The 9,748-nt window shown below is 70.9% G+C and carries 10 protein-coding genes; 7 read left to right on the top strand and 3 right to left on the bottom strand.

Features of this window, described 5'->3' with window-relative positions; genetic code table 11:
* Nucleotides 1–456: 456 nt before the first annotated feature.
* From ACFWR9_RS16970 to ACFWR9_RS16960, 3 genes are all read right to left on the bottom strand, one after another.
* Nucleotides 457–1,920: a catalase gene (locus ACFWR9_RS16970; RefSeq protein ID WP_383842167.1), complete on the bottom strand. Its 1,464-nt coding sequence runs from the start codon at nucleotides 1,918–1,920 to the stop codon at nucleotides 457–459.
* A 187-nt stretch (nucleotides 1,921–2,107) separates the two neighbouring features.
* The gene (locus ACFWR9_RS16965) at nucleotides 2,108–2,998 is read right to left on the bottom strand and encodes a 2-hydroxy-3-oxopropionate reductase (RefSeq protein ID WP_383842164.1); all 891 of its coding nucleotides are present in this window, start codon (nucleotides 2,996–2,998) and stop codon (nucleotides 2,108–2,110) included.
* A 48-nt stretch (nucleotides 2,999–3,046) separates the two neighbouring features.
* Nucleotides 3,047–3,904, bottom strand: coding sequence for a TIM barrel protein (locus ACFWR9_RS16960; protein ID WP_383842161.1), 858 nt, complete (start codon nucleotides 3,902–3,904; stop codon nucleotides 3,047–3,049).
* Nucleotides 3,905–4,044: 140 nt separating this feature from the next.
* Between ACFWR9_RS16960 and ACFWR9_RS16955 the strand changes: the two genes are divergently transcribed.
* The 7 genes from ACFWR9_RS16955 to ACFWR9_RS16925 all read left to right on the top strand — a co-directional run bounded on the left by ACFWR9_RS16955 (nucleotide 4,045) and on the right by ACFWR9_RS16925 (nucleotide 9,621).
* Nucleotides 4,045–4,311: a thiamine-binding protein gene (locus tag ACFWR9_RS16955; protein WP_383842158.1), complete on the top strand. Its 267-nt coding sequence runs from the start codon at nucleotides 4,045–4,047 to the stop codon at nucleotides 4,309–4,311.
* Complete coding sequence (locus ACFWR9_RS16950) at nucleotides 4,308–4,676, top strand: helix-turn-helix domain-containing protein (protein WP_383842155.1); 369 nt, start codon at nucleotides 4,308–4,310, stop codon at nucleotides 4,674–4,676. Before ACFWR9_RS16955 ends, ACFWR9_RS16950 begins: the two co-directional genes overlap by 4 nt.
* Nucleotides 4,677–4,825: 149 nt before the next feature.
* Entirely contained in the window at nucleotides 4,826–5,341 is a 516-nt protein-coding gene (gene uraD / locus ACFWR9_RS16945) for a 2-oxo-4-hydroxy-4-carboxy-5-ureidoimidazoline decarboxylase (RefSeq protein WP_383842152.1), read from the top strand.
* The gene (gene uraH, locus ACFWR9_RS16940) at nucleotides 5,338–5,739 is read left to right on the top strand and encodes a hydroxyisourate hydrolase (RefSeq protein ID WP_383842149.1); all 402 of its coding nucleotides are present in this window, start codon (nucleotides 5,338–5,340) and stop codon (nucleotides 5,737–5,739) included. Before uraD ends, uraH begins: the two co-directional genes overlap by 4 nt.
* 8 nt (nucleotides 5,740–5,747) lie before the next feature.
* On the top strand, nucleotides 5,748–6,683 hold the full coding sequence (gene pucL, locus ACFWR9_RS16935) for a factor-independent urate hydroxylase (RefSeq protein WP_383842146.1): 936 nt from the start codon (nucleotides 5,748–5,750) through the stop codon (nucleotides 6,681–6,683).
* Nucleotides 6,684–6,747: 64 nt separating this feature from the next.
* A complete protein-coding gene (locus ACFWR9_RS16930; protein ID WP_383842143.1) occupies nucleotides 6,748–8,160 on the top strand; it encodes a nucleobase:cation symporter-2 family protein in 1,413 nt (470 codons plus the stop codon).
* Between the two features lie 72 nt (nucleotides 8,161–8,232).
* Complete coding sequence (locus ACFWR9_RS16925; RefSeq protein ID WP_383842140.1) at nucleotides 8,233–9,621, top strand: 8-oxoguanine deaminase; 1,389 nt, start codon at nucleotides 8,233–8,235, stop codon at nucleotides 9,619–9,621.
* Nucleotides 9,622–9,748 lie beyond the last annotated feature (127 nt).

The following is a 9,748-nucleotide window of genomic DNA, read 5'->3' as shown; positions in this document are numbered from 1 at the left end:
GGGGGGGGGGCGGGGGTGGTGGCCCCAGACAGCCGGGGGGGGGGGGGGGGCGGCCCCCCCCCCCGGCCCCCCCCCCCCCCCCCCCCGGGCGGGGCCCCCCCCCCCCCCCCCGCTCTCCAGCCGGTGAAGGTTCTTCACGTGGTGTCCGTCCGGCGGCGCGAGGCTGGGCGCGACAGGTCGTTCGCGCCGCCGGACGGAGTCTTGGGGCCTCTCGGGAAAAAGAGGCGGGTGTGGCTGGGACCGCGGCGGTGCGATGGGCCCGGAGCGCGCCTCCCCTCAGGTCGTAGGAGGGACGTCCGTGCCCTTCACCACCGCACTGGCTCGCCTGCCGCCGCGGTCCTCGCCCTGCCCGCGCCGGTACCGGGCACTCACCCCTCATCCGGGCTGCTCGGTGCCTGCGCGGGCCGCGCACACGGCCCCGGCCTCCCCGCCGGGTTCCGTGCGCGAGCCGGTGGGTCAGTCCTCGCGCAGGGCGCGGACCGCCTCCTCCACGCGCTTGCCGTACTCGGTGTCGGCCGCGTGGAAGTGCGCGAGGTTCTTCTCGACCACGTCGTTGCGGGAGACCTGGGACAGGCCGCCGGCGATGTTCGCGATCAGCCGCTTCTTCTCGTCCTCGGTCATCAGCCGGTACAGCTCACCGGCCTGGAAGAAGGGGTCGTCCTTGGTGTGCAGCGGCGCCTCGTGGGTGCCGGCGTGACCGGAGACCGGGAGCGGCGCGGCCAGCGGACGGCCGGTCTCGACCGGGCCGTCGTAGGAGTTCGGCTCGTAGTTCCTGGCCTCGCGGCCCTGGGAGTTGGCGGCCATGAGGCCGTCCCGGCCGTAGTTGTCCGCGCCGCCCGGCACGGCCTTCGGGGCGTTCACCGCGAGCTGGGTGTGGTTGACGCCCAGGCGGTAGCGGTGCGCGTCGGCGTAGGCGAACAGGCGGCCCTGGAGCATCTTGTCGGGGGAGGGGCCGATGCCCGGAACGAAGTTGTTCGGGGAGAACGCGGCCTGCTCGACCTCGGCGAAGACGTTGTCCGGGTTGCGGTCCAGGACCAGGCGGCCCACCCGGCGCAGCGGGTAGTCGCCGTACGGCCACACCTTGGTCACGTCGAACGGGTTGAAGCGGTAGTTCGCCGCCTCGGCCACCGGCATCAGCTGCACGTGCAGCGTCCAGGACGGGTACACGCCCCGCTCGATCGCCTGCACCAGGTCCGTCTGGTGCGAGGTCGGGTCCTGGCCCGCGATCTCGGCCGCCTGCTCGGCGGTCAGGGTGCGGATGCCCTGGTCGGTCTTGAAGTGGTACTTGACGAAGAAGGACTCGCCCTTGGCGTTCGTCCACTGGTAGGTGTGCGAGCCGAAGCCGTCCATGTGGCGGTACGACGCCGGGATGCCGCGGTCGCCCATCAGCCAGGTCACCTGGTGCGTGGCCTCGGGGGAGTGCGCCCAGAAGTCGAAGACGTTGTCCGGCTCCTGACGCCCCGTGAACGGGTCGCGCTTCTGCGAGTGGATGAAGTCGGGGAACTTGATCGGGTCCTTGATGAAGAACACCGGGGTGTTGTTGCCGACGAGGTCGTAGTTGCCCTCCTCGGTGTAGAACTTCAGCGCGAAGCCGCGCGGGTCGCGGACCGCGTCCGCGCCGCCGAGCGAGTCGGCCACGGTGGAGAAGCGCAGGAAGACCTCGGTGCGCTTGCCGACGGTGCTCAGGAAGTCGGCGTGCGTGAAGCCGGTGACGTCGTCGGTCACCTCGAAGTGGCCGTAGGCGCCGGAGCCGCGGGCGTGCACCACGCGCTCCGGGATGCGCTCGCGGTTGAAGCGGGCGAGCTTCTCGATGAGGTGCTGGTCCTGGATCAGGAGGGGGCCGCCGATGCCGGCGGAAGCGGAGTTCTGGTTGTCGGCGACCGGGGCGCCGGACTCGGTGGTGAGCACGCGCTGCGACATCGTGGACCTTCCGTGGTCTTCCGTGCGAGATTCAGCGGAAACTTGTTTCCGCTTCGTGGAGCTTAAATTTGGAGCATCATCACGTCAACAGTTTGTTGAAGTGGGTTCCGGGCGGCGCCGCCGCTCGGGCGCGACAGGACAGGTGTCAGCGACGGCGCCACCCGGAGGTCTCAGGGGGTGCCTACTGTCAGACCTGGGCGCCGGACAGGCGCTCCACGGCCCGCAGCAGGGCCGAGTGGTCCAGGCCGCCGTCACCCTGGGCGCGCAGCGACGCGACCAGCTGGGCCACCACGGCGCCGACCGGCAGCGCGGCGCCGACGTTGCGGGCGGCGTCGGTGACGATGCCCATGTCCTTGTGGTGCAGGTCGATGCGGAAGCCGGGCTTGAAGTCGCGGCCCAGGAAGTTGTCCTTCTTCCGCGTCAGCACGGTCGAGCCGGCCAGGCCGCCGTTGAGGACGTCGAGGGCGGCCTTCAGATCCACGCCCGACTTCTCCAGGAAGACCACGGCCTCGGCGCACGCCTGGATGTTCACGGCGACGATGAGCTGGTTGGCGGCCTTCACGGTCTGGCCCGAGCCGTGCGGACCGCACAGCACGATGGTCTTGCCGAGCGCGTCCAGGAGCGGCTTGGCCTCGTCGAAGTCGGCCTGCTCACCGCCGACCATGATGGACAGCACGGCCTCGATGGCGCCGGCCTCGCCGCCGGACACGGGGGCGTCCAGGACGCGGACGCCCTTGTCCTTGGCGGCCTTCGCGAGGTCGACGGAGGTCTGCGGGGTGATCGAGGACATGTCGACCAGCAGCGCGCCGGACTTCGCGTTCTCCAGGATGCCGTCGGGGCCGTAGGCGATGGCCTCGACCTGCGGCGACGCGGGCACCATGGTGACGATGACGTCGGCGTCGCGCACGGCCTCGGCGATCGAGCCGGCGACGGTGCCGCCGGCGGCGGACAGGCGGTCCAGCTTCTCCTGCTCCAGGGTGAAGCCGGTGACCTGGTATCCGGCCTTGATCAGGTTCTCGGACATGGGGGAGCCCATGATGCCGAGACCGACCCAGGCGACCTTGGGGAGCGTGCTCATGATGGGTACCTCTCTGAAAATCTGTGAAGAATTCCTGCGGGGTGGCGCTCAGCGGGCCGCGCGGGCCTCGGCCGGCAGCCAGGAGAAGGACTGGGCGCTGGGGTTGTCGCCCGGCTTGTACTCCAGGCCCACCCAGCCGTCGTAACCGGCCTTCCGCAGCTGGTCGAGCAGTTCCTCCAGCGGGAGGGAGCCGGTGCCGGGGGCGCCGCGGCCGGGGTTGTCGGCGATCTGGACGTGGCCGGTCTTCGCGGCGTACGCGTCGATCACCTGCGACAGGTCCTCGCCGTTCATGGACAGGTGGTAGAGGTCCATGAGGAACTTGGCGTTGCCCAGTCCGGTGGCCTCGTTGACCTGGTCCACGACCGCGATCGCGGCCGGCGCCGACACCAGCGGGTACAGCGGCGACTCGGGCTTGTTCAGCGCCTCGACCAGCAGGATCGCGCCGATCCGGTCGGCCGCGCGGGCGGCGAGGACCAGGTTCTCCAGCGCGAGCCGGTCCTGCTCGGCGGGGTCCACGCCCTCGATGCGGTTGCCGTAGAGGGCGTTGAGCGCCGTGCAGCCCAGCGACTGCGCGAAGTCGGCGGCCACGTCGATGTTGGCGCGGAACCGGTCCGACTCCTCGCCCGGCACCGACAGGGCGCCGCGGTCGGGGCCCGGCAGCTGTCCGGCGTAGAAGTTCAGTCCGGTGAGCTGGACGCCCGCGTCCTCGATCGCCGACTTGAGGGCGTCGAGCTCGGACTGCTCGGGGGTGGGCGAGTCGATCCAGGGCCACCACAGCTCGACCGCGGTGAAGCCGGCCGCGGCGGCGGCCGCGGGGCGCTCCAGGAGCGGGAGTTCCGTGAAGAGGATCGACAGGTTGACGTTGAAGCGCTGATCTGCGGCGGTGCTCAACTTAAAACCTGGCATCGGGTGCCGCGCTCCCTTCCGGTTGGATCGTGTTCCGTATTACGGAAGTTTGTTTCTGCCTAATGGAAGATTGCCGGTGGAGCGCAGCCCTTGTCAAGAGGGGGCGGCGCAATGCGGTCACCCCGCGTTAGGTTGACCGCGTGCGATTGAGAGTGGAGTTCACGACCGAACCCTTCGACCTGGACGAGGCCCCCGCCCATGCGGTGGTGGCCCGCGAGGTCGTCGAGGCCGCCGAGCTGGACGCGGTCGACGTCGGCCCGTTCGGCAACACCGCCGAGGGCAGTGCCGACCAGGTGCTCACCGCCGTGGACGCGCTGCTGCGCCGGTCCCTGGAGGCCGGGGCCACCCGCGTCTCGCTCCAGGTCAACGTGGTCGACGGGCGCGGGGACACGGAGGGGGAGCGGTGACCGGTCCGGGCGAGGAGCCCTTCATCGCGGCCGTGAAACCCCTGGTCGACGCCATCGGCGGCGAGATACTCCCGCCGGACGAGGCCGGCCAGGACGACATCGTGCTCTCCTGGGAGGGTGCCGACGTCGTCGCCGTACGTCTGCCGCAGCTCGCCGACTCCCTGGACCACATCCTGGCCGCCCTGGAGCGCCGGCAGGGCATGCCCCTGGCCGATCTGGACCGCAGGGCCAAGCAGGAGGTGGTGCGGATGCTGGAGGCACGGGGCGCCTTCTCGGTGCGCCACGGTGTCGAGACCGTCGCCGGCGCCCTCGGCGTCAGCCGCTTCACCGTCTACAACTACCTCAACCGCGAGAAGGGCGCCTGACCAGGCACGACCCGCTGAACAGCAAGCCGCCGTCCGGTAACCGGGCGGCGGCTTTCGTCACCCCGAATTTTCAACAAAGTGTTGACGGCTTGTTTCCGAGGGCGTTAGCTATCGGCACGCCCGTTCAGCACAAGGCCACGGAGGCTCCCGTGACGTCCACATCCGCGTCGGGCCTGGCCCGATTCAACACCCTCGAGGAGTCCGCGGCACGCGCCGAACTCCACGAGGCGTGCGCCTCCACGGCATGGGCCCGGCAACTGCTCGCCGCCCGTCCCTTCGACACCCCCGAGGACCTGTACGCCGCCAGTGACGCCGCCATGGCCGACCTGACGGCGGACGACCTCGCGGAGGCGATGGCCGGGCACCCGCCGATCGGCCGCCCCAAGCCCGGCGACCCGACCTCCTCCCGCGAGCAGGCGGGTATGGCCGGCGCCGCCGAGGAACTCAAGGCGGAGATGCTCGAACTCAACCTGGCCTACCAGGACAAGTTCGGCCACGTCTTCCTCATCTGCGCCACCGGCCGGACCGGCGAGCAGATGCGGGACGCGGTCAAGGAGCGGACCGGCAACTCGCCCGAGCAGGAGCGGGAGATCGTCCGCACCGAACTGGGGAAGATCAACCGCATCCGCCTGACCCGACTCGTCGAACAGGACGCCCGACCATGAGCACCAGCACCACCGCCTCCGTGTCCACGCACATCCTGGACACCAGCGTCGGCCGCCCCGCCGAGGGCGTCGCCGTCCACCTCTCCGCCCGCGCCGGCGGCGAAGCGGACTGGCAGAAGCTCGGCGGCTCGGCGACCGACGCGGACGGGCGCTGCAAGGACCTGCCGGCCCTGCCGGAGGGCACCACCCACGTACGCCTCGTCTTCGACACCGAGACGTACTTCGCCAAGAAACAAGCCGCGGCCCAGCAGGACGCCCCCGCGCTCCGGGACAGCGAGAACGGCCGGCCCGTGTTCTTCCCCGAGGTCACCATCACCTTCGCGGTGGTGCCCGGCGAGCACTACCACGTTCCGCTGCTGCTCAACCCGTTCGGCTACTCCGTTTACCGAGGGAGCTGACCGAAGCAATGACCCGTTTCGTCCTGGGACAGAACCAGTACGGCAAGGCTGAGAACCGCGTTGTCAAGATCACGCGTGACGGCGACACGCACCACATCAAGGACCTCAACGTCTCCGTGGCCCTGTCCGGCGACATGGAGGAGGTCCACCGCAGCGGTTCCAACGCGAACGTCCTGCCGACCGACACCACCAAGAACACGGTGTTCGCCTTCGCCAAGGAGCACGGGATCGAGAGCGCCGAGGACCTCGGCGTCAAGCTCGCCCGCCACTTCGTGGACAACAACGAGCCCATCGAGCGGGCCCGCATCCGCGTCGAGGAGTACGGCTGGGAGCGGATCGAGACCTCGAAGGGCGGCGCCCGCTTCGTCGGCTCCGAGGAGATCGCCCACTCCTTCGTCCGCACGGGCCAGGAGACCCGCGTCGCGGAGATCACGTACGACGGCCACGGCATCCAGGTGCTCTCCGGGTTCAAGGACCTGACCGTCCTGAACTCGACGAACTCCGAGTTCTTCGGCTACCTGAAGGACAAGTACACGACCCTCAAGGAGGACTACGACCGGATCCTCGCCACCACCGTCTCCACCTGGTGGCGGCACAACTGGGACGGCGTCGACTCGCACGCCCCGGACTGGGACCGCTCGTACCACGGCGTGCGCAAGCACGCGCTCCAGGCCTTCGCCGAGACCTACTCGTACTCGCTCCAGCAGACCCTCTTCGAGATGGGCGTGCGGGTGCTGAACACCCGCGACGAGGTCGACGAGATCCGCTTCTCGATGCCCAACAAGCACCACTTCCGCTCCGACCTGTCGCCCTTCGGGATCGACAACGAGGCCAAGGACGGCGCCGTCTACTACGCCGCCGACCGCCCCTACGGCCTGATCGAGGCCACCATCCTGCGCGACGGCGCCGAGCAACTCATCCCGGTCGACATGACCAACCTCTGACGCGGGACGCGCGCCACCGGCCCGGCCACCGAGGCCGGCGGCGCGCCACACCGGAGGGAACACCATGGCACTGCCTGCACCGGAGCCGGCGAAAGGCTCCTGTTCCACCCCGCCGGTGCACACCGAGGACGCCGTCACCTCCGTGCACCCGGTGGACGAGAAGCTCCACCCGTCGCGGCTCGTCCCCGCCGCGCTCCAGCACATCGCCGCCATGTACGCGGGCGTCGTCACCCCTCCGCTCATCATCGGCCAGGCCGTCGGACTCGACCTGGAGGGCCGCACCCGGCTGATCGCCGCGAGCCTGCTGATCGCGGGCATCGCCACCCTGCTCCAGACCCTCGGCGTCAAGGGTTTCGTCGGCAACCGGCTGCCCTTCGTCAACGCCGCCTCCTCGGCCGGCATCGCCCCCATCCTCGCCATCGCCGAGACCAACGGCGGCGGCGGACAGCTCCCCGCCATCTACGGCGCGGTGATGGTCGCCGGCGTGTTCTGCCTCGCCGTCGGCCCGTTCTTCGGCCGGCTGCTCCGCTTCTTCCCGCCGCTGGTCACCGGCGTGGTCATCACCCTCATCGGCGTCACGCTGATGCCGGTGCCCGTCGCCTGGGCGCAGGGCGGCGACAAGGCGGCCGCCGACTTCGGCTCGATGCGCAACCTCGCGCTCGCCGCCTTCACCCTCGGCGTCATCCTCGTCGTCCAGCGCTTCGGCAGGGGCTTCCTCAAGCAGGTCGCCCTGCTCTTCGGCCTGCTCATCGGCACCCTCGTCGCCCTGCCCCTGGGCATGGCCGACCTCGGCGCCCTGAAGTCCGCGCCGGTCGCCGCGCTGCCCACACCGTTCGCCTTCGGCGCCCCCGAGTTCCAGCCCGCGGCCATCCTGTCGCTGTGCATCGTGATGCTGGTCCTGATGACCGAGTCGTCCGCCGGCATGCTGGCCCTCGGTGAGATCTGCGACCGCCGCGCCGACTCCAAGGTCATCACCCGCGGCCTGCGCACCGACGGCCTCGCCACCCTGATCGGGCCCGTCTTCGGCGGCTTCCCCACCTCCGCCTTCGCGCAGAACGTCGGCGTCGTCTCGCTCACCCGGGTGCGCAGCCGCTACGTCGTCGCCGTCGCCGGCGCCACCCTGCTGGTCCTCGGCGCCTTCCCGGTCCTCGGCGCGGTCGTCTCCCTGGTCCCGATGCCGGTCCTCGGCGGCGCGGGCATCGTCCTCTTCGGCTCCATCGCCGTCAGCGGCATCCGTACGCTGTCCGAGGCCGGCCTGGACGACAGCTCCAACATCATCCTGGTGGCCGTGGCGCTCGGTGCGGGCATCATCCCGCTGGCCGCGCCGGCCTTCTACGCCGAGTTCCCCGCCTGGGCGCAGACCGTCCTCGGCTCCGGCATCAGCGCCGGCGCGCTCGTCGCGGTCTCGCTCAACCTCTTCTTCCACCATCTCGGCACCCGGAGCCGCCAGCCGGTTCCGGCACTCAAATCCTCCTAGGGTCCTGCCGTGCCCTCCCCGTGGGTACTCGACTCCCCGCCCACGGGCCCCACTGAAAGACAAGGAAGCAGCATGGCAGCATCATCGGCAGCCGAGCGCACGGTCATCGAGAACTGCGCGATCGCGACCGTCGACGCGGGCGACACCGAGTACGCCTCGGGCCATGTCGTCATCGCCGGCAACCGGATCGAATCGGTCGGCGCGGGCCGGGCACCGGAGGGTCTGGAGAACGTCGTACGCCGGATCGACGGGACCGGACACCTGGTCACGCCCGGTCTGGTCAACACCCACCACCACTTCTACCAGTGGATCACCCGGGGCCTGGCCACCGACCACAACCTGTTCAACTGGCTCGTCGCCCTGTACCCGACCTGGGCCCGCATCGACGAGCCCATGGCGTACGCGGCGGCCCAGGGATCCCTCGCCATGATGGCCCGCGGCGGCGTCACCACCGCCATGGACCACCACTACGTCTACCCGCGGGGCTCCGGCGACCTGTCCGGCGCGATCATCCGCGCCGCCCACGAGACGGGCGTCCGCTTCACCCTCGCCCGCGGTTCCATGGACCGCGGCGAGTCGGACGGCGGGCTGCCGCCGGACTTCGCGGTGGAGAGCCTGGACGGCGCGCTCGCCGCCACCGAGGCCACCGTCAAGGAGCACCACGACTCCTCCTTCGACGCGATGACCCAGGTCGCCGTCGCCCCCTGCTCCCCCTTCTCCGTCTCCACCGACCTGATGCGCCAGGGCGCCGAGCTGGCCCGCCGGCTGGGCGTGCGGCTGCACACCCACGGTTCGGAGACCGTGGAGGAGGAGAAGTTCTGCCACGAGCTGTTCGGCATGGGCCCGACCGACTACTTCGAGTCCACCGGCTGGCTCGGCGAGGACGTGTGGATGGCGCACTGCGTCCACATGAACGACTCCGACATCGCCGCCTTCGCCCGCACGAAGACCGGCGTCGCGCACTGTCCGTCCTCCAACGCCCGCCTGGCCGCGGGCATCGCGCGGGTCCCCGACATGCTCGCCGCCGGCGTCCCGGTCGGCCTCGGCGTCGACGGCACCGCCTCCAACGAGTCCGGCGAACTCCACACCGAACTGCGCAACGCCCTCCTCATCAACCGCCTCGGCGCCCACCGCGAGGCCGCGCTCAACGCCCGCAAGGCGCTGCGCCTGGGGACGTACGGCGGTGCGCAGGTCCTCGGCCGGGCCGCCGAGACCGGCTCCCTGGAGGCGGGCAAGCTCGCCGACCTGGTGCTGTGGCGGATGGACACCCTTGCCCACTCCGCGATCGCCGACCCGGTGACCGCGCTGGTCTTCGGCGCCGCGGCCCCGGTCACGGCGTCGTTCGTGAACGGCCGCCGGATCGTCGAGGACGGCCGGCTGCTCACCGTCGACGAGGACGCCATCGCGCGCTCCACGCGCGACGAGGCGCAGCGGCTGGCGCGGATCGCCGCGCAGGCCTGAACACCGCACCACCGAACACCACTTGATCTCCGGCCGGGAGGGACGGCTTCCGGCCGGTAGCCGTGGACCCGAGCGGGGCCCACGGCGGCCGACTCCGGGGCGTGCGCGCCCATGCGCGCGCCCCCGG

The organism is Streptomyces sp. NPDC058534, from assembly GCF_042717365.1.
Lineage (GTDB): Bacteria > Actinomycetota > Actinomycetes > Streptomycetales > Streptomycetaceae > Streptomyces.
Note: the sequence above shows the minus strand (reverse complement) of the source record. Positions and strands in the feature narration are given on the sequence as shown.

Excerpts from the sequence above, each read along its gene's own strand:
- ACFWR9_RS16930 (WP_383842143.1), top strand. The coding sequence starts at position 6,748 with ATGGCACTGCCTGCACCGGAGCCGGCGAAAGGCTCCTGTTCCACCCCG.
- pucL (WP_383842146.1), top strand. The coding sequence starts at position 5,748 with ATGACCCGTTTCGTCCTGGGACAGAACCAGTACGGCAAGGCTGAGAAC.
- ACFWR9_RS16925 (WP_383842140.1), top strand. The coding sequence starts at position 8,233 with ATGGCAGCATCATCGGCAGCCGAGCGCACGGTCATCGAGAACTGCGCG.
- ACFWR9_RS16970 (WP_383842167.1), bottom strand. The coding sequence starts at position 1,920 with ATGTCGCAGCGCGTGCTCACCACCGAGTCCGGCGCCCCGGTCGCCGAC.
- uraH (WP_383842149.1), top strand. The coding sequence starts at position 5,338 with ATGAGCACCAGCACCACCGCCTCCGTGTCCACGCACATCCTGGACACC.
- ACFWR9_RS16960 (WP_383842161.1), bottom strand. The coding sequence starts at position 3,904 with ATGCCAGGTTTTAAGTTGAGCACCGCCGCAGATCAGCGCTTCAACGTC.
- ACFWR9_RS16965 (WP_383842164.1), bottom strand. The coding sequence starts at position 2,998 with ATGAGCACGCTCCCCAAGGTCGCCTGGGTCGGTCTCGGCATCATGGGC.